This window comes from Streptomyces sp. NBC_01426 (assembly GCF_036231985.1).
Classification (GTDB): domain Bacteria; phylum Actinomycetota; class Actinomycetes; order Streptomycetales; family Streptomycetaceae; genus Streptomyces.
Window position 1 is genome coordinate 718,257 of the sequence record NZ_CP109501.1, and the last position, 22,165, is coordinate 740,421.

At 74.3% G+C, this 22,165-nt stretch carries 18 protein-coding genes; 8 read left to right on the top strand and 10 right to left on the bottom strand.

The window, feature by feature from the left end:
• The first annotated feature begins 123 nt into the window (after positions 1 to 123).
• The 6 genes from OG906_RS37475 to OG906_RS37500 all read left to right on the top strand — a co-directional run bounded on the left by OG906_RS37475 (position 124) and on the right by OG906_RS37500 (position 4,792).
• On the top strand, positions 124 to 543 hold the full coding sequence (locus OG906_RS37475) for a hypothetical protein (RefSeq protein WP_329448773.1): 420 nt from the start codon (positions 124 to 126) through the stop codon (positions 541 to 543).
• An 81-nt stretch (positions 544 to 624) separates the two neighbouring features.
• Entirely contained in the window at positions 625 to 912 is a 288-nt protein-coding gene (locus OG906_RS37480) for a hypothetical protein (protein ID WP_329448774.1), read from the top strand.
• A 143-nt stretch (positions 913 to 1,055) separates the two neighbouring features.
• Positions 1,056 to 1,664, top strand: a complete 609-nt coding sequence (locus OG906_RS37485) for a hypothetical protein (RefSeq protein WP_329448775.1) — start codon at positions 1,056 to 1,058, stop codon at positions 1,662 to 1,664.
• 306 nt (positions 1,665 to 1,970) lie between these two features.
• Positions 1,971 to 2,144 carry a hypothetical protein gene (locus OG906_RS37490; RefSeq protein ID WP_329448776.1) on the top strand — a complete coding sequence of 58 codons (174 nt, stop codon included), beginning with the start codon at positions 1,971 to 1,973 and terminating at the stop codon, positions 2,142 to 2,144.
• A 166-nt stretch (positions 2,145 to 2,310) separates the two neighbouring features.
• Positions 2,311 to 3,894 (top strand): protein kinase domain-containing protein, encoded by a 1,584-nt coding sequence (locus tag OG906_RS37495; RefSeq protein ID WP_329448777.1) that lies wholly within the window; start codon positions 2,311 to 2,313, stop codon positions 3,892 to 3,894.
• Positions 3,884 to 4,792: a hypothetical protein gene (locus tag OG906_RS37500; protein ID WP_329448778.1), complete on the top strand. Its 909-nt coding sequence runs from the start codon at positions 3,884 to 3,886 to the stop codon at positions 4,790 to 4,792. Before OG906_RS37495 ends, OG906_RS37500 begins: the two co-directional genes overlap by 11 nt.
• Before the next feature lie 38 nt (positions 4,793 to 4,830).
• On the opposite strand, the gene OG906_RS37505 is transcribed toward OG906_RS37500, so the two are convergent.
• Positions 4,831 to 6,366 (bottom strand): helix-turn-helix domain-containing protein, encoded by a 1,536-nt coding sequence (locus OG906_RS37505; RefSeq protein WP_329448779.1) that lies wholly within the window; start codon positions 6,364 to 6,366, stop codon positions 4,831 to 4,833.
• A gap of 145 nt (positions 6,367 to 6,511) precedes the next feature.
• Between OG906_RS37505 and OG906_RS37510 the strand changes: the two genes are divergently transcribed.
• Both OG906_RS37510 and OG906_RS37515 read left to right on the top strand, forming a co-directional pair.
• The gene (locus tag OG906_RS37510) at positions 6,512 to 6,811 is read left to right on the top strand and encodes a hypothetical protein (protein ID WP_329448780.1); all 300 of its coding nucleotides are present in this window, start codon (positions 6,512 to 6,514) and stop codon (positions 6,809 to 6,811) included.
• Between the two features lie 133 nt (positions 6,812 to 6,944).
• Positions 6,945 to 8,081 (top strand): hypothetical protein, encoded by a 1,137-nt coding sequence (locus OG906_RS37515; protein WP_329448781.1) that lies wholly within the window; start codon positions 6,945 to 6,947, stop codon positions 8,079 to 8,081.
• A 32-nt stretch (positions 8,082 to 8,113) separates the two neighbouring features.
• Here OG906_RS37515 and OG906_RS37520 read toward each other — a convergent pair whose 3' ends face one another.
• From OG906_RS37520 to OG906_RS37560, 9 genes are all read right to left on the bottom strand, one after another.
• Positions 8,114 to 10,543: a bifunctional serine/threonine-protein kinase/ABC transporter substrate-binding protein gene (locus OG906_RS37520; protein ID WP_329448782.1), complete on the bottom strand. Its 2,430-nt coding sequence runs from the start codon at positions 10,541 to 10,543 to the stop codon at positions 8,114 to 8,116.
• 218 nt (positions 10,544 to 10,761) lie between these two features.
• Complete coding sequence (locus OG906_RS37525) at positions 10,762 to 12,399, bottom strand: NADase-type glycan-binding domain-containing protein (RefSeq protein WP_329448783.1); 1,638 nt, start codon at positions 12,397 to 12,399, stop codon at positions 10,762 to 10,764.
• Positions 12,396 to 12,905 (bottom strand): phage tail protein, encoded by a 510-nt coding sequence (locus OG906_RS37530; protein ID WP_267802855.1) that lies wholly within the window; start codon positions 12,903 to 12,905, stop codon positions 12,396 to 12,398. The genes OG906_RS37525 and OG906_RS37530 overlap by 4 nt, the downstream gene beginning before the upstream one ends.
• A 59-nt stretch (positions 12,906 to 12,964) precedes the next feature.
• Entirely contained in the window at positions 12,965 to 14,923 is a 1,959-nt protein-coding gene (locus OG906_RS37535; RefSeq protein WP_329448784.1) for a putative baseplate assembly protein, read from the bottom strand.
• Positions 14,923 to 15,354 (bottom strand): GPW/gp25 family protein, encoded by a 432-nt coding sequence (locus tag OG906_RS37540; RefSeq protein ID WP_053684967.1) that lies wholly within the window; start codon positions 15,352 to 15,354, stop codon positions 14,923 to 14,925. Before OG906_RS37540 ends, OG906_RS37535 begins: the two co-directional genes overlap by 1 nt.
• 61 nt (positions 15,355 to 15,415) lie before the next feature.
• A complete protein-coding gene (locus tag OG906_RS37545) occupies positions 15,416 to 17,332 on the bottom strand; it encodes a VgrG-related protein (RefSeq protein WP_329448785.1) in 1,917 nt (638 codons plus the stop codon).
• Entirely contained in the window at positions 17,332 to 18,054 is a 723-nt protein-coding gene (locus tag OG906_RS37550; RefSeq protein WP_329448786.1) for a CIS tube protein, read from the bottom strand. The genes OG906_RS37545 and OG906_RS37550 overlap by 1 nt, the downstream gene beginning before the upstream one ends.
• A gap of 30 nt (positions 18,055 to 18,084) precedes the next feature.
• Positions 18,085 to 18,507 (bottom strand): phage tail protein, encoded by a 423-nt coding sequence (locus tag OG906_RS37555; RefSeq protein ID WP_267828869.1) that lies wholly within the window; start codon positions 18,505 to 18,507, stop codon positions 18,085 to 18,087.
• Between the two features lie 108 nt (positions 18,508 to 18,615).
• The gene (locus OG906_RS37560; protein ID WP_329448787.1) at positions 18,616 to 19,383 is read right to left on the bottom strand and encodes a hypothetical protein; all 768 of its coding nucleotides are present in this window, start codon (positions 19,381 to 19,383) and stop codon (positions 18,616 to 18,618) included.
• Between the last annotated feature and the right edge of the window lie 2,782 nt (positions 19,384 to 22,165).

The window sequence follows — 22,165 nt, forward strand, 5'->3', positions numbered from 1 at the left end:
CGACCCGTACCGCCCGTACCGCTCGTTCGCGAGCCGGATCCATCGGCCTTGTTTCCCGGCCGTGGGCGAGACGGCTGTGAACCGTGCTTCCCGACCCCGGAAGAGACGACCTAGGCTCCGGCCATGACTACCGACCAGTGGTACGTCCTCATCGAGGAGGACACCCGGACGACGCGCAGTGCCGACGGAGTGCAACTCAAACTGCACCGCTGGACACTGGTGGCCACCCACCCCGTCAACGGCACGGAGGAACAGGCTCGCGCCGTGGCCGAGGACGCGGCCCTGCACCACCTGCCGGGGATCCTGGCCCGTCACGCGAGACCGGGGGACGTCCCGGCCCGTCAGGCCTTCCTCACCTCGGACGGCGCCTGGCTGGTCCAGCTCAGGCAGCGCCACCGCGAGTGCCACCTCCGCGTGAGCACCGCCCGTCTGATCCACACCCGAGAAGAGACCCAGGCCCCGCCGAAGACCCTCAAGGAGAAGTTCCGTCACGCCCTCGAAGGCCCCGAACCCTCCGAAGCCTCCTGGACGCCGAGGACCTAGAGGGGGCCGGTCGATCCGGGTTGGGGGAACAACCCCGAATTCACCCGTGGACACGGGCGACTTCGGGGTAGGCGGGCCGGCATGGCACCGAAGCGCGAACTCCTCACGTCATTGCGGGCCGCACGCCAACTGCGGCGGGTCCGCTCCCTCTACACGGCCGGAGCCCTGCTCTGGGCGGCCGCGGCCGCCTGGGCCGGCTGGCTGCATCCGGGGAGCCGACAGATGTGGGTCTCCGTCCTTCTCCTCACGGTGTTCACCGGCCTGCTGGTCACAACCTCCGTCTGGCTGCGGCGCGTCCGGCCCACCGAGACGCCGACCCGCCACGCCGCACCCCGACGGGCCGTCACCCCGCGCCACGCGAACGCCTGACACCTCACCCCGGCCTTCCGCGCGCCTGCGACCGCGCGGTACACCCGGTCCGGGTGGGGAAGCCGGCGCACGAGGCTACTCAGGCGGTCTCTGAGTACGCCTGCTCATGATCCGTGCGCCAGCCGATACCTATCGTGACCTGCATGGACACGGACCAGACCCCCACCAGTACGCCGACCTCGGACACACCGCGGGGGTTCTACGGCTGCGCGATCGCCGTCGCCGTCCTCACCTGCCTGGTCGCCCTGGGCGCCTGGGCACTGGCCGAGTTCGAGAAGGGCCTCGACGGCTACGGCCAGTTGGAGCAGAGCGGCCCTTCCGGCTACGTGGCGGACCCGCTCGGCCCCGGCGCGACTGCGCGGTACGAGGACGGCCTGAAGGTGACGGTCAGCCGACCGCGCCCGGAGCCGGACGGCACCTACAGCCTCACCGTGACCTATGAGAACGACACCGATGAAGAACTCCTCCCCGGCGGGGAGTCACCGGAGGCCGGCGTCTCCGAATACGGTCCCGCACCCCTGGTGGTCCGCGCGGGCACGTCGCTCGACGACTACGCCTCCGGTGACAGCGTGAGCTGGTCGAACCGGCGGGAGTCCGCCGCCACCCTCATGCCGACGCTGGGCACGGACAAGAAGCGAACCGTTCCGATCCGCGTCAAGCCGAGCAGGAAAGGGATTCCGGTCACGGTGGAGGTCGACCCGCCGAGCGCCGGCTTCCGGGAGACGGCGTACTTCCAACTCACCCTGGACTGACCGACTGACCGACTGACCGACTGACCGACTGACCGACCGACCGACCGACCGACCAAGCACACGCCATGGCGGTGCCCACTTCATTCGGTGACCGCCCGCGTACGGGCGGTGGCGAGTTCATGCGGTCGTCCTCGCCGACCTGTCCCGTCAAGCGGACGGTCGTCGTATTCGTGTCGCACGGAACGTGAGTGCGAACGGCCTCAACGGCCGTTGATGGCGTGGCACTTCGGTGTACGGGACGTTGGTCCGGCGAGCGCGCGCCGCAGTCCGACCGTCCCGCAGTCCGACCGAACCGGAGACCCACCCATGGACCTCTGCCGCCGGGCACCCTTCACGGTGCCGCCGCTCGCCGCCGCCCCGCCCGCTCCGCGTACCGCCGGACACGGCCCCGAGGACGTGGACGACCCCTTCGCCCCCGGGGCCACTCCGTTCGACCGCGGGCGCGCCCCCTCCGTCCCCCGCCCGGGCACCGTCCGCTGATCCCACCCGCTCCACCCGCCCCACCGGCCCCGCCCGTCGCTGCCGCACCGTCGACCGGTGCGGCAGCGACGTTTGCGGACCGAACCCCCTCCCGGCCCACCCCGATCCGTCCATACTGGGGCCCGGCGCCGACCTGCGAGGCCCGCGGACGGGGGAGTGACGGTCAGTGGAGCGCACCATCGACGGGTACCGGCTCGAAGCCGAACTCGGCCACGGCGGGCAGGCCTCGGTGTACCGGGCCACGGGACCCGACGGCACCTGTGTCGCCCTCAAGACCTGGCACGGCCTCGGCGCCGTGCCCGCCGAGGCACGACGCCGGATCGCCCGGGAGGCCGCCCTGGTACGGCGCATCGAACACCCCGGCGTGGTGCGCCTGCTCGCCGGGAACCCCGACGGCGACCCTCCCTACCTGGCGTTCGAGTACATCGACGGCACCACCCTGGACCGTCACGTCACCCGGCGGGGCCCGCTGACCGGGGAAGTCGCCCGGGAGACGGTCCTCGGCCTGCTGCGGGCGCTGAGCGAGATCCACGCCGCACCCGTGGCGCACCTCGACGTCAAGCCGCACAACGTCGTCCTGCGCAACGACACCGACGGCCCGGCCCCCGTGCTGATCGACTTCGGCATCGCCCGCTCCGCCGAGGTCACGCACACCCGGCTCACCGGCTACAGCGTCGCGTTCGCCTCGCCCGAGCAGCTTCGGCTCGACACCGCCTACACGCCGTCAGACCTCTTCTCCTGGGCCTCCACGGTGTACTTCCTGCTCACCGGCAGGCACCCCTTCGGATCCGACCCCGCGGCCGCCGTCGCCGCCATCCGGGACCGGGACGCGCTGCCCGATCCCGCGCCGTTCCACGCGGCGACGGGCGCCGCGGGAGGCCGGCTCTGGGAGATCCTCATCGGCTGCTGGCACCGCGACCCGGCCCTGCGCTGGCCCTTGCACATCGCCCCCGTCCCGGGCGAGGTGACCCGACCCACCTGTGACACCCGGGCGCTGCTCGGAGCGGTGGAGGACGCGTTCAGCCGGGCGCCCGCCCGGACGCTCCGGCTCGGCAGGATCAACCCCCGCAAGGCCGGGCCCACCCCCTGGCACGAGCTGGGCGCCCAGATGCGCCACCACCGGCGGCACGGCAGCTGGCCGATGACCCGCCGCCAACTGGCGCACCAGCGGGAACTGCTGGGCCGTACCAGCGGTCTCGGGCTGTGGGCGTACGAGATGGGCTGGCGCGAACCGCCCTTCGACATCGTCTCCGTCGTCGACCGGATCACCGACGCCCAGGGGTATCTGCGCTACCTGCACCTCTGCGCACGCGGCAGCGACATGCTCGGCCTGGACGGGCTTCCCCGCGGCTCCCGCTACCCCCTGCCCGGGGACCGCAGCGAACAGCACGAGGACACCCCCTCGCTCCTCGAACTCGCCCCCTGGGAGCAGGGGGAGTTCCCGCTGCACATCCGCAACTCCGGAACGGTGGCCTGGCGGGGCAGGAGGTTGCAGGCCATGGCACCCGCCACCGGGACCGAGACCGTGCGGCTGCGCGGCGAACGCTTCGACGTGCCCGAGACCCCGCCGGGCTCCGTCGCCACCGTGCTGATCCCGGTCCGTGCCCCGGGCTGGCCGGCGGTCTACCGGCAGCGGTTCAAGATGGTGGACGAGGAGGGCCGGTTCTGCTTCCCGGGCGTCAACACCCTCGGCATCGAGGTCATGATCCAGGTGGTGCGCAGGGAGGGACACGACGGACGTGCGCGATGACCGCGGTGGGACCGAGGCCGAGGCCGAGGACGGGGCGGAGGACGGCGCCCGTACGGGGCCTGCGCGGACGGCCTGCGGGAACACGGACGACGCGGTCGGTGTGCTGTCCGGTGTGGTGCCGGCCGGTGCGTCCGGCCCCCGGGACGTGCCCCTGCACGAAGGCGACCGCTTCCTGATCGGCCGCCCGTCCCGGCTCCGCACGCCGCCGGCGGGTCCCGGCGTGTTCCTGTCCCTCGGTCCGGGCGTGCGGCGCAGCGTGCCGGCGGTCGCCCTGGTGCTGGCCGTCACCCGCAGCGCCGTGCATCTGCGCGCCGGGCACGGCGCGGTGGACCTGCTCGTGGACGGGGCCGTCCCCCCTCCCGGAGGCCTGCGGCTCGCGGGACCTGCGCACGACGTGGTCGTCGACCCGGCCGGCGTCCCGCGCACCCTGACCGTCCGGCTGTTCGCCACGGCCCCGGTGCTGGAGCCGCCGCCCGCCAGCGGCACGACCTGCCTCCCCGTGCTGAGCGTGAGCGGCGACCGGCTGCTGCCCATGGCCGTGGCCCTGGCCTGGCCGGTCGTCACCGACGTGCCGCGGCCGTCGGCGGACGGCTGGTCGCTCCCGCAGATCGTGGCCCGCCACCGCGAGCTGTGGGGCATCGAACCGGTGGACCCGAGGCACACCCTCTTTCGACTGCGGGAGATTCTCGCCGGAGCTCAGAGCGTCGACGGGCGTCCGATGGCGGTGATCGAGGACGTCCAGCCGTGGCCCTGGGCCGAGCGGGTGGAGGACACCCCGTACCTGGACAAGGAGTCGTTCATGGCGGCGAAGAACCGCATCACCGCCGGGTACTTCGCCGCCGCCGGGCAGGTACGCCCCCTCCTCGCGGAGCTGCTGGAACACCGTCGGACGCACTGACCGACGCCGCCGGGCGGCTCACCGGGCCGCGCGCCCGCTCACCAGGCTGCCACCGTCCGGCCGGAGGCGTCCGTATGGGGCAGGTGGTCGCGCAGGGCGGACGGCCGGAGCTCTCGCAGCAGCGACGCACGCCCCCTGTTCACCACCTGGTCCAGCCACCGCAGACACAGGGCGGCCGCGTCGAAGTGGCTGTCCGTCAGCGCGCCGGGAAGGAGCGGGTCCGCCGCGTCGGGAGCGGGGGACGGCGGGGCGAGCCGCAGACGCAGGTCGTGATCGGACCCCAGGGCCGCGCTCCGCTCCTCCAACACCTCCTCGACCCGCGTCAGAGCCCCCAGGATGTCCGCCGTCCAGGCGTCCGCCGGCTGGGCGTCGCGCGCGGTGAGCCGTCGCCGCCGGGCCCACCAGTCCAGGTGCTCGGGCGAGGGCCGGGCGTACACGAGGTGCGCCCGTACGTTCCGCAGCAGGCGACGGGTCGCCGCGTCGTAGGCGTCCTGATCGCCGAAGACGTACGGACGCACCAGCATCACCACCGGCCAGGGCGCGGCCGGCTCGGTCAGGACGCCGGCCCGGCGCGCGGCGGCGCCCCAGCCCTGCCGTCGCCGGGTCGCCGGGGCGAGGGCCTGCGACCGGACGAGACGCCCGGAGTCGAAAGCGGTGGCCGAGGAGACCGGTACGAAGCGCCACCCCAGCGCCTTGGCCAACAACGCGGCCGCCGGACCGATCGAGTAGTCGGCGCCGATCACCACGACCGGCAACCCGTCGGTCGAGACCCAGGGCAGCCGGTCCGCGAAGGGCTGGCCGGTGAGCACGTGCTGGACCAGCAGATGCGTCGGCCAGCGCCGGCACACCGGCCGCCACAGCGTCGTCCCCGGCTCCCCCTGCCAACTGCAGTCACCGGCCCGGGAGAGCGCCTCGGCGGTCACCACCTCCAACTCCGCCTGGAACAGCCGGTGCCGGGTGCTCCCCACGTCGGCCCCACCGGCGTCCCGGGAGGCCTCGGACACCGGCCGCAACCCCACCGCCAGAGCGCGTGCCGTCAGGTCGTCGACCGTCAGCGGCCGGGCGTCGTCGCCGGGCGTGAACTCCGCCACCAGCGTCGTCGGCGCCGGGCACCGGACACCGGACCGCAGGGCGCTCAGCCGCACCTGGAAACGCGCGGCGGCCTGCTCGTCGTTCAACACGGCCCCGGCCGCCAGCAGCGCGGCGCGCCCCGTGTCCTGCGACGCCAGGCCGTCCAGGCTCTCGCTCAGCCGCGTCACCGCGGACGTCGCCGCCCGCAACTGCTCCGGCAGGTCCGACTGTCGTACGGCCGACACCTCGTGGCGGGGCAGCCAACCCATCTCCGCGTACACCCGGGAGACCTGGACGCCGGCGAGTTCCGCGAGCGCCCTCAACACCGCCGGCTTGATCATCGTCCTGCCCAGGGCGTAGCTGCGCAGGGCCCCGGTGCTGATGCCCAACCGCTTCGCCAACGCCTCGTCGCTGAGCGGTCCCAGGCGTTCCTCCACCTCTCCGCGCAGCCCGCGCATCGTGTCCGCGGCGGTCCTGAGCTCGCCGAATCCGTAGGTCAACACGCCCCCCGGGCCGAACAGATCTGATGACAAAAGCCTACAGAAATGGAGACTCCCGAGACGCCCCTTCCTCCATCCTTGGGGCACTCGCGATCTCCAAGAGGTCGCGAGCGCAAGCGAGTTCGAAACCGAGCGGAGGGAGCCGGGCATGAGCTTCGGCGGTGTGATCGGACTGCTGCACGTCCTGGGCGTCATGGTGTCGATGTGGGTCCTCACCCACCGGACCGGCTACTCCGGCTGGACCGGACTGCCGTTGAAGATCATCCTGATCAGCCCCGAATGGTTCGCCACCACCGCGGTGAAGGCCCTCGTGTGGGAAGCGGTCCTGGTGTACTGGCTGGCCACCGGCAAACCCGCCTCCCGCTGGGGCGTCCCGCGCGACAGCCGCAGCGGCCGGATCGTCCGCGGACGTCGGGACACCGACGAGGAGGCGCTGGCGCGGCGCTGACCCGTTCCCCCGGACGGCGGTGGAAGACCGCGGCCCCGGCGTCCGCCCGGGCGTGCCGAACATCTGACAGCGACGCGACAGACGACGCGGCGCCGCCGCCCGCACGGCGGACCCGACCGCACGAGAGGCACCGATGGGACTGTTCACACGGCGCAAGGCCCCGCCCCCGACCCGCCACGGCTACCAGCCGCCCCCGGGCGCCCTGTGCCTGGGCTGGATCTGCCCCTTCGACGGGTGCGGGCACGGCGGACCCGACGCCCCGTCCGACCGCCCGCCGCGCACCTGCCCCGAGTGCGGCACCCCCGTCGTCACGAGCCGACTGGCCGAACCCTGGCAGCACGAGGCCAGGCGGGTGGAGCTCGACGCCCGACTGAACGGCTCCCCGGCCTACGGCGACCCGGACCGGGCCCACGCCGAGAACCTGGTGTGGACCGCCGATGACGCCCTGAGGACGGGGCGCACGGCGCGGATCCCGGCGATCGCGGCCCGCCTCGCGGACCTGATCGACGCCGGCCGCGCCGCGGGACGTCCCCACGACCACGACCAACTGTTCCAGTTCGTGAGGCTCCTGGGGGCGGCCGGCGAATGGTCGCTCGCCGCGGACGTCCTGCACCGGTGGCGGCGCGCGGTCCGCCACGACGACCTGGAGGACAACGACCAGCGCACCGAGGCACGCATGCTCGCCTCCTCCCTGATCCACCTCCTCGAAGAGGCACCCGCGTCCTTCACCTCGGAGCGGCAGTCCGTCTGGGAGGTGCTGCGGGAGTTCGTCCCGGTGATCGAGAGCGTCACCACGGCGGACATCGACCGCTCGTGGAAGCGCCTGCGGCACAGCATGGCCGGCCGGCGCGACCCGGACGCGGCCGACGCGGGCGAACTCGCACGCCTCGCCGCCCTCGACGCGGCCCGACCCGCTCGGGGCATGCCGCCGCAGACGCCCCTGCGGATGGAGATCCTCGGGCGCCACACCGCCAAGGGCCCCGACAGCACGCTGGACACCATGCACATCTGGACCGTCTGCCTCCAGCCGTACCTGAACGTGACCCCCGAGGACCTGGCCGAGGCCGTGCTCCCGGTGGGCGGCTGGGCGGTGTACGGCGCGTCCCGCTGCCTGCGGGAACTGGGCACGCACGACGAGAACGGGCCCGCGTACGGCGCCGTCTGGGACGCCGGCCTGGAGTTCTACCGCAGCACCGGCGTCTCGACGGCGCACCTGTCCTTCCACGACCACCAGCGCTGGATCCAACGGCACGGACCCGACAGCTGGTGAGTGCGCGCGCGCCCGGCGGCGTCGCGCCGATGTCAGGGGGTGCGGGAGCCGCTCTTCACGGCGGTCCAGCTGCCGCCCTTCACCGCGTAGACCGTCAGTCGGCGGTTGACGGTGTCGCCGAACCCGTCGAAGGCGACACGACCCGTGACGCCGTCGAACGCCAGTCCTGCCACGGCCCGCGGCATCTTCGCCCGGGCATCCGCAGGGAGGGTCCCGCCATGGGCGGCGACGACCGCCTTCACCCCCTCGATGACGGTCCAGGCCGCGTCGTACGCGGAGGGGCCGTACGAACCGGCCGCCTCGGGGTACCCCGCCTTGCGGTACTGCTCGGTGAACTCCGCACCTGCCGCAAGGTCCTCGACGGGCACCCCGAGGTTGGTGGTCAGGTCGCCCTCGGCCTTCGGGTTGGTCGAGATGAACTGCTGGTCGAAGATGCCGTCGCCGCCCATCAGGGGAAGGTTCACGCCCGCCTGCTTGAGCTGGTGGGAGAGGGGCGCGGCGGTCGTGTAGTAGCCGCCGAAGTACACCGCGTCGGCTCCCGAGGCGCGGACCTTCGCGGCGAGTCCCGAGAAGTCGCTCTCGGCGGGATCGACGTGCTCCGCACCGACGACGGTCCCGCCGAGCTTCGTGAGCTCGGCGCCGAACCCGGCGATGAGGGCGGTGCCGTAGGCGCTGTTGTCGTCGACGACGTAGAGCTTCGTCTTTCCGGCGTCGTGCAGGTACCGGGCCGCGAACGGCCCCTGGTCGACATCGGTGGCGATGGTACGGAAGTAGGTGTCATGCGGGCGGGACTTCGTGCCCTTGGCCCAGGCGGGGCCCAGGGTCAGCGCGGGGTTGGTGTTTCCCGGCGACACGTTGACCAGGCGCGCCTGCGCGAGCGGATCCACCATGCTCTGGGCGACACCGGAGTTGAGCGGACCGACGACGCCCAGCACCGCCTTGTCGGCGATGAACCGAGTGGCGTTCGGCGCGCCGTTGACGGGGCTGGCCGCGTCGTCCAGCGCCTTGATCTCGAACTTCACGCCGGGCACGTGACCGGTTCGGTTGGCGTTCCTCACGGCCAGGTCGGCGGAGTTCCTGATGCCCAGCCCCCAGGAGGACATGGCGCCGCTGAGGGGAGCGTCCACACCGATCACCACCGTGACGGGGGAGGCCGCCGCACCCTTGTCGGATGACCCGCCGTCGGGTGTGTCGGGTCGGGTGAGGGTCCAGGTGAGGGCGGATCCGACGACGACCGTGGCCAGGGCCGTTCCCAGGACGACCGAGCGCCGGGTGAGGTCGCGCCGCCGGGTGGACGCCTCCTTGCCGTGCCGCCGGTCATCCGTGCCGCCGAGCGCCACCAGATCGTCGGTCGGGGGAATGACCGTGGGCGGACCGCCGGGCCGTTCCGGCACGGGACCCCCGAGGGTGGCCGCGCCCGACACGTCCTCCCCGGCCGGGGCCGCGGCCTCCCCGGCGGTGGACGCGGAATCCTTGACGGTGGGCGTCGGCAGGGGCAGCGCGGGGGAGGACTCCGCCTCCGGTGCCGTCGGGGTGGGGATGGCCCCGGTCGTCGCCTCCGGTACGGGCCCGGGTCCGACGGAACCGCCGGTCGATCCGGGCCCGACGGATCCGCCGGTCGAAGCCGTACGGGACGGCAGCGACTCCCGTGCCGACGCCAGCAACGCGGCGGCCTCGGCCGCGCCGACGCGCCGCGCCGGGTCCTTGGCGAGCAGCGCTTCCAGCACCGGTGCCAGGGGCCCGGCGTGGACCGGCGGGGTGTGGGGGCGGGTGAAGACGGCCACGGCGAGGGCGTGCAACCCCTCCGCCTCGAACGGCGGGTGCCCCTCGACGGCGTGGTAGAGGGTCGCGCCGAGTGCCCACAGGTCGTTGGCGGGAGTCGGCCGCTTCCCCTCCAACTGCTCCGGCGGCATGTACTGCGGGGTTCCGATGACGATGCCGCTGTGGCTGAGCTTGGTCGTCGCGTCCGCGAGGTGGGCGATGCCGAAGTCGGTGACGATGACGCGGTCCTTGGTCAGGAGCACGTTGTCCGGCTTGATGTCGCGGTGGACGATCCGCGCGCGGTGCGCCTCCGCGAGCGCGTCGAGCATCGCGGAGCCGATCTCCGCCACCCGCCGCACCGGCAGTCGGCCCTCCCGACGGATGGCCGCGGCGAGGGACTCCCCCCGGATGAACTCCATGACGATCACGGGGGCGCCGTCGTGCTCCACGACGTCGTGGATGGTGATGATCCCGGGGTGGCTGAGTGTGACCGCCGCGCGGGCCTCGCCGGTGAAGCGACCGACGAGGGTGGCACGGTCGTGGTCGTCCAGCCCGGGCGGGAAGAGGATCTCCTTGACGGCGACCTCGCGCCCGAAAAGTTGCTGGTCGACGCCCCGCCAGACCCGGCCCATGCCGCCCTGGCCGATACGTTCGAGAAGCTGGTACCTGCCGGCGATGAGTACGGGGTTCTGCTCGGTCACGCGCACACTCTAGGTGCTGATGGGCCGATCGGGTGCGGGAACGATGGCTTGATCCCGCACCCCGGACAACCTCGTCCACCTCTTCCCGCCGGGCCGACCGGCCGGGACGCAACCGTTGACGGGCGCCCGCCGGCGGCCCGCGGTCGGCACCCGCCCCACCCGCTCCGGCCGACGGTCCCCGGGGCGACGGCATCGTTTCGCCGCCTCCCCGGGACACGTCAGCGGTTGGCGTTCGACGGGCCGAAGAACTCGATCTCCGTGATGGCGACCTGCTTGTCGGCGGAGACCGCGTGCGCCGTGTCGATGGTGAAGCGGACCTTCGTGACCTCGCCGACGCGGAACGCACGCCGCTGACCGCCCGCCCCCTGATCCAGGGTCAGCGGGCGCGTGGTCACCTTGCCGTCCTTCCCGGTGATCGTCGCCGTGACGCGGTGCGGCAGGGCGGATTCGCCGATCTTTTCGGCCTTCGCGGAGACGCCCGGGGTGATGATCACATCCAACAGTCGGGTCGGCTCGCTGAACGTGGCCTCGATCCACTCGCCCTGCCCGGACTGCGAGACGCCGGGACCCCACCAGGTGTTGCTGCGCTTGTCGAAGGCGAGCTCCGGCTTGTGCTCGGGGTACGAGCGGGAGGCCGTGATCCGGTCGGGGGCCACGGGGGCGCGCTTCGCGAAGTGGTCCCGGGTGGCCTGCACGCCGTCGGGCAGGTACACGAGGCCGAGGATCGCCAGGGTCACCACGACGGCGAGGGTGATCCAGGTGCCGATGCGGTCGAACACCCGGCGCAGCCGGGGACGGTCGCCCGCCCACGGCGTCTCGCGGCGCCGCCCGGCGAAGAGCCGGCGCCACCAGGGCGCCCGTCCCGATGCGGCGGCCTCGGCGCTCTCGGCCAGCGGCATCGCGCAGCGCACGCAGTAGTGGCGGTCGGGACGGTTGGGCGTCGCGCACCACCGGCACGGCGGCCCGCCCACGATGCCGGGCTGCGGTCCCGGGGCGCGTACGGCGGGCCGTTCCGCGTCCGGCCTGCCGGGCAGGACGGGCGCGACGGCCGCCGGCGCGGGGTCCGGCGCCTCCGCGTCCGCCACGGGCACCAGGAGGGAGCGTGCCCGGTCGGACATGGTGTCGCTCAGCGCGTGCGGGGTCGGGGCGGTGGCCGCAGTGTCCTCCTGCGACGGAGTACCCGGGCGGTCCCCGCCGGGCCCGGCGGGGCGCCCGCCGTCGGCGGCCGGGGCCGGGCCGGCCGGCTCCGCGCCCGCGGACTCGCCCGGGCGCGCCGGCGACCCGGATCGTTCCGACTCCTCGGCACGCCGCTCCGATGCGGGGTGGCCGGGCGCGTCGGGCACCCCGGGGCCGCCGGGCACCCCCGCCGCCGCGGACGCCGCCGCGGTCCCGGGTGCCCCGGTGGCTCCGGACGACGACCCCGGCCCCGTACCGCCGGCGGCCACCGGCGTGCCCGTGACATCCGAACGCCCGCCGGACTCACGGCCGTCGGTCTCCTCCGACTCCGGGGCAGGGCCCCGCGAACCGCCGGTGGCGGACGCCGGGCCGGGCCCGGCGGCGCGCGCCGCCCGTTCCGCACGGGCGGCGCCCATGGTGCCGACGGACGTGCCGACGGACGTGCCGACGGACGTACCGGCGTGCTCGGGCGCCGCGGTGTCCGAGCCGCCCGTCGTCCGGGCGGCCTCGTGCGGGGTCCGCGCCGCGTCCGCGACGTGGCCGCGCTGGTGTGACGACGGGCCGGCGGGCCGTGCGGCGCGGGCGCCCTGGTCCCAGCTCAGCACGGCGCCGCACGCGTCGCAGAACGACTGGCCCGGTTCTGCGCGCGTTCCGCACTCGGCGCAGTTCTGCGTGCTCATGTCTCCGGGGTCCTTTCGGTGGCGGTCACCTCGACCGCGTAGGGCATGTGGGCGGGGCGGGCGGCGGCCACGAGGGAGTCCAGGCGGTGGAAGTCGGCCGGAGTGGGGTCGGGCAGCCGGAGGGTGACGTGCAGACGCGGGCGCGGGTCACCGGGGAAGGGGCCGAGGGGGCGGGCGTTCCAGTCGGCGGCGCCGCTCTCGGTGATCTCGGGTACCACGCCGAACGCCAGCCGTACCGCCTCCGCGAGGCCGCGGCGGGTGCCGCGGATGCGGTGCAGCGCGACGGCCGCCGCGACGGCGGCCCGCAGCCGGGGCTCGGGCTCGCCGCCGTCGGTCTCGGCGCCCACCCAGGTGCCGAGCCACAGGGCGAAGTCGACCGGGGTCAGCGCCGGGTCGAAGTAGGTGTCCAGGCAGTCCAGGACGTTCAGGATGGGCGCGATGACGTCGTCGAGTCCGCCGACGAACCGCTGGGCCAGGTCGTCGTCGGCGAAGACGGCGGGGAGCATCGTGCCCAGCGGGAGCGAGGAGCCGAGGCCGTCGACGGAGCCCCGGTAGGGAGTGGCCGTCACCCGCCGTCCCCGATCACCCGGACGCGGTGGTCGAAGGAGAAGACCAGCGAGGGCCGCTCCAGGTCGATGCGGTCGGTCGCGTTGCCGCGCTTGCCGGTGAGGGGGTCGGCGGGGTGCAGCACGACCTCGTCGACGAGTTCCACTCCGGGGACCCGCTGGAGGACCGCGAACACCTCGCCGGTCTGCACGGGTCGGCCGAACGGCCACCCCTGCCCGTCCGCGCCGCCGGTCAGCGGATCGAGGTGGCGGTAGAGCGCGTCGTGCGCCTGGCGGCGCACCCGGTCGGTGTCGACGCCGCGGAAGGCGTGCACGGTGGCGACGACCGTGACGCCCTGGTAGTACGGCGGGCCGACGGCCAGTCGGGTGCCGATGAGACGGCGCTCGTCGAGGTGACGCGTGATCCGACCCAACAGGGCGTCATCGGGTACGAGTTGCTCGAACCGCAGCCGCCCGCCCGGGTCGGGCACGGCCTGCGGCACGACGAGGACGCGGACCGCGTAGGCGCCGTGCGTGCCCTCCTCGCCCTCCAGGCAGGTGATGCGCGCGGTCTCGGGAGCGGCGCGGCGCGCCAGCTCCTCGTAGTCCCGCAGGGTGACGGCACGGTCCTGGGCGCGGAGCGTGATCGGCGCCCGCAGCTTGGCCTCCTCGACCGTCTCGCCGTCGACGCCGCCGCGCGCTGCCTCCCGGTTGACGACCTCGGCCACGTACGGGATGGAGGTGCGCAGCACCTGGACGGCGCCGCGCGCCACGTTGCCGCCGCGCCCGCCTCCGGTGCGGTAGCGATGGGCGCGCACGACGGCGCCCTTGGGGGCGACGGCCCCGTACTGGCGCAGCGACCCGTCCGGTTCACGGACGGCCGGGCCGAAGGCGATCTCGCCCGTCGCGGCCTCCAGGGTGACGTGGTGGTCGCCGGGCCGGGACGCGGCGAAGTGCGGGACCACCTGCCAGTCCTGCCAGCCGTCGTCGGCGGCGGTCTGCAGGAGCAGCGGCGGATCGTCGGCCACGACCGGGGCGTGGATGAGCCGAAGCCGCTGACCGGGCAGCCCCGTGGCCTCGCCGAGGGCCTCGTCGTGGACGGTCTCGGCGTGCACGGCGCGGGTGGTGCCACCGATGGTGTAAGCCTCGACGGAGCGGATGCTCGGCGAGGTGGTGTAGAAGGGCTGGCCCGGCAGTGGGTCGGTGACGCGGCAGCGGACCCAGCCTGCCTCGTGCCCGCCGTTGCGCGAGAGCACGTGACCGGCGGGCAGGTGCAGGACCACGTCGCCGGGCCGGTTGAGACCACCGGTGCCGTCCCGGTCCATCTCGCAGGGCTGCCAACCGTCCTCGGTCCAGGCCTCCCACAGCAGCGGTGGCTGACGGGGATCGACACCGACGCCGTCGACACGGCTGTCGAGCTCCAGCGCGAGCGCGCAGTGCGGGGCCGCCGCGCTCAGCCCGATCAGCATGCAGTCCCCGGGCTGCGGGGCCTCGGCGAAGCACAACACGTCCTTGCCCTCGACGAGGTCCGTGGTGCGGTCCACGACGGGCTGCCCCTGCTGTTGCACCACCAGGTGGGACAGCGCGCACGGGACGACGGCAAGGTCGCGCTCGGTGGCGAAGACGACGGCGTCCTCCCGCTCGGTGCGCAGCGTGGCGACCTCGGCACCGGCCGGGACCAGGATCACGTCCTCCTGGGGCGCGGACAGCCAGAACGTGACGTCGGTGCGCGCCGCGGAGGGCGGGAACAGCGTGATGCCCACCAGGTCGAGGAAGGCGAGGTGGTTCTTCTCCGGGACGCGGTTGAGCCGGTACACGATCTGGTCCGCCATGTGCGCGACCGTCTCGACGAGCGTGACGCCGGGGTCGGAGACGTTGTGGTCGGTCCACTCCGGGGCGCGCTGCTGGATGTAGCGCTTGGCGTCGTCGACGAACTGCTGGAAGCGCCGGTCGTCGAGGTTGGGGGAGGGCAGGGACATCAGAGGTCGCTTTCCAAGGAGCCCGGCGCGCCCGGCTCGTCGTGGGAGGGGATGACGTAGAAGGGGAAGACGAGGCTGCGCGGATTGTTGGTCCCGCGCACGGAGTACCGGACGTCGATGAACAGGACGCTCTGGTCGCCCCCGGCGGAGACCTCCACGTCGTGGACCTCGATCCGGGGTTCCCAGCGGTCCAGGCTCACGTACACCTCGTGCTGGATGCGTCCCGCGGTCTGCTCGTTGACCGGGGCGAAGACGAGGTCGTGGATGGCGCAGCCGAACTCCGGGCGCATCGGCCGCTCGCCCGGGGCGGTGGCCAGGACGAGCCGGATGGCCTCCTCGACCTCGCGTTCGCCACTGACCAGCGCGATGCCCCCGGTGGGGCCGATGCGCATCGGGAACGCCCAGCCGGAGCCGATGAACTGTTCGGCCATCAGGGGGCCACCTGCCTCTTCCTTCTGGCGACGGCGCGGGTGCGCCGGTGCGGTCGTCCGGTCATGCGGGGAGGGGGTACTTCACGGTGTTGACGAAGACGAGGCCCTGGAGGTCGAGCCGGACGGCGCGGATGCCGACGTTGGCGATGGAGTTGACCTGGACCGTGCCGCCGGAGGAGATCATGGCGGCGCCCAGGGACTTGAGGTTGAGCGCGCCCATCGCGTCGATGGTCACCGCGCCCGCGAGCGACCGGAGGTTGACGATGCCGCGGCCCTGGATGTCGAGGATGCCGCCGCTCTTGATGGAGAGCCGGCGCCGGGCGCTGAGCGTCAGGTCGGTCCCGGCCTCGACGGACACCGAGCGGCCGCCCTTGATCGTCACCGACCCCTGGCTGTCGACGGTGATCTCCGTCTTGGTGCGGTCCAGGTTGATGGTCAACCGGTCGTCACCGCTGGCGATGCGGACCCCCTGCCTGCGCCGGCCGGTCCGCTGACTGAGCAGGTCGATGCGGTTGGCCTGCCGGTCGGACACGGTGTGCCGGGCCGCCTTCCTCTTCAGCCCGTCGTGCAGCGGCACGTCGTCCACCCGGGACGGCAGGTCCCGCCCGTTGTACAGACCGCCGATCACGAACGGGTGGTCCAGCGCGCCCCGGTCGAAGCCGACCAGCACCTCGTCGCCGACGTCCATGGGGAAGATGCCGCCACCGCCCACACCTCCCGACTGCACGCTGCGGGCCCAGTCGCTCACGTACGTGTCGTCCAGCCAGGGGAACTGGAGTTTGACCCGCCCCTGCTTCAGCGGGTCCTGCACGTCGGTGACGATGGCGTTCGCGACACCGGGCAGCCGGGCCGCGCTCGCGGCGTCCGTGCCGCCCCCGCTCGACGCCAGCCCGTACAGGGAGCGCCACTGGCGTCCGCTCACCGTGATCCAGGACTCGTAGTGCCGGCCGTCGCCGAAGACGTGCCGCGCGGAGGTGACGGTGTACTTGCCCTCGAAGGGCTTGCCCACGTCGCCGAGGGCCACGGGCACCCCCGGCCGCAGCTCGGGATTGCCGTACACGGCGACCTCCAGCTCCGCGAACGACGAGGTGACGTCGGCGGCGAGGGCCTTGGCGGCGTTCTGCACCTCGTCCTGCCGGTCGTACGGCGCGGCGGTCTCGACGAGCCGCGCCGACGCGAACTTCCCGGCCGCCTGGCCCGGAGTGAGGCCGATCGAGATGCCCGGATCGGTGGTGACCGGCGCCGTCTCGACGATCTTCTTCTTCGTGGTGACGTTCCAGCCGCGCGACTCGACCGTGCCCACCTGGTCGGCGGCGGTGACCGCCGCCCGCAACCGGAGGATGTCGTGGCCGGCCTGGAGCACGAAGGGACTCTTGTCACCGTCGGTCTGCGGGGACGGCCCGCCCGCCGACGGGGTCGGCGTCACGAACCGGAACTTCCCCTTCGCGTCCAGGGACATCACCATGTTGTTCTCGTCGGCGAGCCGCGACAGGAAGTCCCAATCGGTGACGTTGGACTGGGAGATGAAGCCGTACATGCCCTTCGTCGGCTGGATCCGCCCGATCGGCACGCCGTCCATGGCGGCGAGCTTGCGGGCGATGTCGGAGGCCTTCTGATTGCGGTAGGCGACGACACGACGTTGGCGCATCATCCGGTGCCCGAGGTCGTAGCCGCGGATCACGGTGAAGCTCCCGGTGCCGTCGTAGTCCGCCTCCAACGCGGTGACCTCGCCCGTCAGGAGGGGCTTGCCACCACCCTGGCCGTCGGCGATCGGCGTGAGGACCACCCTCGTGCCGAAGGTGACGCCGAGCTTGCCGAGCACCAGACGGTACGGGTCACGGAACGTCAACCGGAACGCGGCGGGCACGCCGACGCCCTGGTCGACCCAACCCTCCACGAGCAGCGGGGCGATGTCGTCGGGAAGCTTCGCGGAGCCGATCCGCACCTGCATGATGCTGGAGAACGCGGGCTGCACCATCAGCGCGACACCTCCTCGGGCGCGGGCAGCACCAGTTCGGTGCCCGACGGCAACCGGGACGGGTCGTCGATGCCGTTGATCTCGGCGATCGCCCGCCACACGGTGGCCGTGCCGTACTCCCGCCATGCCAACGACTGCAACGAGTCCCCGGCCACCACCCGGTGCATGCGCTGCGCGGTGAGCGCCCCCGACGTCGGGTTCTGGCCCTTCGTCTTCCCCGGGATCTCCACCAGGTGCACCTGACAGGTGGCCCGGATGGGCACGCCCGTGGTGCCGAAGAGGCTGTACGACGCCTCGACGGAACCCACGTACGCCACGAACCGGGCCGTGGAGAACGACCCCCACTCGAACACCACCCACGGCGGCGACGGCTGGTCGGCCGCGATGCTCTTCGCCGTCACCTCGCAACACCCCAACAGCGACTCGACCTTCTTCAACACCGTGTTGCCGGTCGGCGCGGTCGAGGAGTCCAGGAAGATCTCCAACGTCATCTCGCGCGGCTCCGCGCCCATGAACTCCGGCTTGGAGCCGTCGCGCACGGCCATCGTGGGCGTCGCCTTCCACTGCGCGCGCTGACTCAGCGACAACTGCGCCGGATTGAACTCGAAACCGAATGTCCTCATCAGCGCCCCGGGCGTCGTACTCGTCCCGACGGGAGGCTCGTGGATCGCCAGCGTCGCGCGCACCAGGCTCTTGCCGGCGCCCTTGCTGCTCGTGGCCATGGGTGTGCTCCTATCCGCTCTGCCGCGCCGTCAGTCCGTGAACCCGTGGTGGGCGATCTCCAGGACCTCCGTGGCCACGGCGGGGCTCGCGGGATCGAGGGTGGGGCCCTGCCAGCTCACCGGCAGGACGTCGATGAGCCCCCAGCGGGCCACCAGCGAGCCGTCGGCCCGCAGCGCCGCGATCTGGGCGGTGGGCCGCTTGATCCCGGTCTGGACCGACGAGATCCACTTGGCGACCTTCGCCGTGTCCGGCGTGAGCGGCCGGGTCAGCCGGATGGTGGAGAACGTGACCCGGGTGGGCAGGTGCCACACGAAGCCGTTGTTGCCGCCCTCCTGGCGGTGCTCGACCTCCACCTGCGACGACAGGCCTTGACACCCGTTGAAGTACCCGAGGCTCTCGCCGTCGATGGTGAGGGTGAACCAGATGGTGGACCCGGGGTCCTGGCGCGGCATCCGAGGTGGGCCTTTCTGTCGTTCTTCGGTGGTGGCGGGCGGTGGACCGGGTCACCGGCGGCCGGCTCGGGCCCGGGCGGGTCCTTCGGCGGGTCCTTCGGCGGTCCGTCAGGCGCGCGGATCGCGGAGTCTGCCGATCCGTTCGCGGTCCATGCGCAGTTCGGTGCGGACCAGGCGGGTGACCCGGTCGATGATCCGGTGCACCAACTCGTCCAACTGGAACTCGGTCAGCTCGCGCGGATCGAACGCGCCGGCGGGCACCGCGGTGTACTCGGGCGGCGGGCTGCCCTGGGAGACCGCCGCCCCGTGAGCCGGAGGACCACCGGGCGGGGGCGCGCCGTGCGCCCCGGGCGGCTCGTAGGGCGGCGGCGGGTCGGCCGGCCGTGCCTGCTGCGACGCCGGCCGGTGATGCCCCAACGTCGACGCCACGGTGGCCGCCGCGGCCGACGCGAGCGCACCGATGGACCTGCCGGAACCCGAACCGGAAGCGGAGCTTGAGCCGAAGCCGAAGGAGGGAAAGCGCTGGACCGCGGGCCCGGACGGCGAGGAACCCCCGGCCGGCATCCCGGCCGCCCGGGCCACGCCCAATGCCACGGGCGCGGCCGCGGGCGGCGGAGTCAGCGGCGCCACGGGCAGCGGACCGCGCGCCGCGGCGCCCGCGCCGGACACGGACGGCCGGCGCAGGGGAACACCCCGCACGGGGACGGCCCGTTGGACGGGGAGCGCGTTGCCGGTACGGGGAAGGGCCGGCGCGGGCCGCGCGGGGGACGGGAGCGCGGGCGAGGGGAGGGCCGGGGGCGGCTGCGTCACCGGGGGCGGGGCGATCGGAGGAAAGGCCGCGACCGGGGTGACCGGAGTGCTCGGTGCGACGGGCATGACGGGTGTGACGGGTGTGACGGGTGGGACTGTCGTGACTGGAGAGCTCGGCGGGGTCGGTGCGCCTGGGGTGCTCGGTGTGCTCGGTGCGCTCGGTACCGAGGCCCGCTGGATCGGCGGGGAAGCCGGAGCCCCGGCGCGGGAGCCGGGGTGCTGCTGCGCGGCGACCGGCGCCGTCTGCGCGGGCGCGGCCGGGAGGGGAGCGCCGAGGGGGGAACGTCGCCCGGCGGCCGGCAGGGGAGCGGAGGCGCGCGGGGCGACGGGGCGCGGAGGGACGGGTGCGCGGCCGGTCGCCGGACTCGATGCCGTGACGTGCGCAGTGCTCGCCGTCGGGGCGGTCGGGGCCGTCGGCGCCGCGGCCTCGGGTGCGGGGTGCGCAGGGGACCGAAGGGGCGCACCGAGCCCCGCACGGGGAGGCGCGGCATGGCGCTGCACCGGGCCCACGGGCGTGGATCCGGTGGAAGTACGGGGGCGCGGGGCGGTGGTCGGAGCAGTGGTCGGAGCCGTTGTTGCAGCCGTTGTCGGGGTCGTTGTGGGGGTCGGGAACTCCGGTACGGGGCTCGGGGCAACGGGTCCGTGCTGCGACCCCGTCCGGCCGGGGGCCGACGGGGGTACGGCCGCGGATGCGCGGTGGACGACGGGCGCCGGTGCGTTGGCGGGCGCGGCCGGGCGGGCCGTGGCGCGTTGCACCGCCGGCGCCGCCGTGTCCGGACGGGGAGCCGGGGAACCGGCGCCGGGCGACGGCGCGGCAGCGGAAGCCCGGACGGCCGGCGGCTGTTCCGGGCGGGCCGCCCGGGGCGGAAGGGAAGCGTCGGCGGGCCGGTCGGCGCGCGGAGACACGGGAACGGCTCCGGCGGGTGACGTCGCCGCCGGGGCGGCAGGGGCCGCCGTGTGCTGTACGGGCGAGGTGCCGGGAGTTCCGGGCGACACGGGAGTACCGGCCCGGGGCGTGGTGTGCGGAGTCGGTCGGGGCATCGCCGTGGCGTCCGTCCCCGCCGGGGCCGTGGGCCGTACCTGCGGGGGAGTGGCGTGCGTCGTCGGTGCGACGGAGCCGGCCGCCGGGCCACCGCTCGTGGCGGGTATGGGCGTGGGCGTGTGGGGTCGGACGTGCCGCGAGCCGGTGGGCCCGGTGGCCGGGCCGTCGGGCGCGGTGGGGGAGCGGCGAGCATCAGCCGGAGCGGGTGGTGTCGCTCCGGGCGCGGGTACCGCTCGCTGAACGGGCGCACCGGGCCCGGACGTCGGCGCCCTCCCGGTCGAGGCGGGCGGCGGCGATGCCGGTGACGTCGCTGCCCCGGACTTCGGCGCGCGGGAGGGCGGTGCGACCTCCCCGGCGGAGCCCGAGGCACCGGTCGCGGGCGACTTCTCCCCCGCGCCGGGGGTGTCCGTACGCGGCGCCTTCGCTGCGGGCGGCGTGCCCTGCGGTGACCCCGCACGCTGCCCGGTGGAGGCCGCCCCGGATACGGAGGACCCCCGCGTACCCGGAGCACCAGCCCCACCCGGAACACCGGCCCCACCCGGGCCGCCGGACCCCCCCGACCTGCCCGGTACGTCGGAACGCGGCGCGGAACCCTCAGTTCCGGACGCCGCCTTGCGCTGCACGGGCGCGCCGAGTCCCGCCCGCCCGACAGCCGGACCCGTGCGCTCCGCCGACGGGGCACGCGGAGGGGTGTCCCGTACCGGACGGCCCTGCACGGGACCGTCCTGTACCGGACGATCCCGCAGGGGACGGGTGACCTGCGGTTCGCCCGCCGGCGAGGCCGGAACGGCGGAGTCACCGAGGGACGACGGACGAGCCGGGGGCGCGGGCGGCGGAGGAGACGCCGGACGGTCAGGGGACGACACACCACTCGAGGAAGCCGACCGCCCCGGGAACGACGAAGGGGCCGGGGACGCCGCCGGGGGTGCAGCGTCCCCGGCGGCGGAAGGACCGCCCGGGCGGGGAGTCGCGGCCCGCTGCACGGCGGGCGCGACACTCGGGTCGGAGGCGGAGGCGGAGGCGGAAGAAGCGGCGGACGCGCCGAGGTCACCCCGGTCGTCATCGGCAGCCGGAGCCGCCGAGGCTGCCGCGCCCTGCGCGGTCGGCGTCGACGCCGGCGCACGAGTGGTCCCACGCGTCGCGGGCAGGGTCCGTCGGCCGGCCGCGGGCGCGGGCGGCGCCTTGGCCAGGAGTTGCCGTGTCCGGGGCGGAGTCGGCTGTACGGGCGTCACCTGGACACCACGATTCGCCGTCCGCGCCGGGGCGGCCGCCGACCCCCGAGCCGACCCGCGCGCAGCCGTGGGCGCCTGAGCCCGCGCCGGGGCCGGTCGGTCGGCGAGCGAGCGCTGTACCGGCGGTGTCGGGGACAGTGGCACCGCCGGCACGGACCCGACGGGCCGGGCCCCCTCGCGTACCGATGCCGCTGCGGATCCCGGCGACGAAGCCGAGACGGCCCCGCTCGCCGAGGGGGACCCCGACACCATGCGCTGCGGGATCGCCCGCAACGGCGCCACCGGCACGGTCCGTGCGGCGGGCTCGCCGGCGGGACGGCCCGACGGCAGGTCCGGGGCGGGCCGCCCGAGGCCCACGACCGGCCGGGCGGACTCGGTCAGCGCGCCCGAGAGCAGGCTGCCGCCCGCCGCGGGGTCCAACACCGCGGGAGAGGAGACCCGGGTGAACGAAGGGTTCTGCCAGGTCGGCAGGCGCCCGCCGAAACCGGTGTCCGCGACGCCCGTCGGCGCGTCACCGGTCGTCCGCCGCATCGGCGGCAGGCCGGCCCAGGCGGCGACGGCCACGGGGGCCGCG